We start from the raw sequence: 361 nt of genomic DNA on the forward strand, positions 1-361 counted from the left end.
AAAAAGAAGGCGATTTGGACTAACGACGAATAGGTTTACTGCGGCCTTAAAGTATGCAGTCTGTTCGGATGGGATCGTTAATGGAAAGCCGATCCACAATTTAGATCACTGTCGTTGCACTATCAGAAAGAGCCAAGACAGCCAGGTGAGCCGCCGAACATCAGCGTCGTCATGGCCTCGCCAGCAGCATGCACCTTCTCGGTCACCATCGACTGAATCGCGGCCCGGCCCTCGCGGCCGCCCCAGGCGAGGCGCACTAGCCGTAGCTCGATGACCCGCTGAGCCTCGATTGCGAGCATCAGCGACGAGAAAAAGGGATTGTACACGGCATACTCCGCACCGCTGCAGATGCGGCAGAGGT

1 protein-coding gene is annotated in these 361 nt (G+C 56.8%); it reads right to left on the reverse strand.

What is annotated here, in order from left to right; genetic code table 11:
- Positions 1 to 122: 122 nt before the first annotated feature.
- Positions 123 to 326, reverse strand: coding sequence for a hypothetical protein (locus MKK82_RS09540; protein ID WP_243985463.1), 204 nt, complete (start codon positions 324 to 326; stop codon positions 123 to 125).
- Positions 327 to 361: the final 35 nt, after the last annotated feature.

It is taken from the genome of Methylobacterium sp. E-046 (assembly GCF_022829625.1).
Classification (GTDB): domain Bacteria; phylum Pseudomonadota; class Alphaproteobacteria; order Rhizobiales; family Beijerinckiaceae; genus Methylobacterium; species Methylobacterium longum.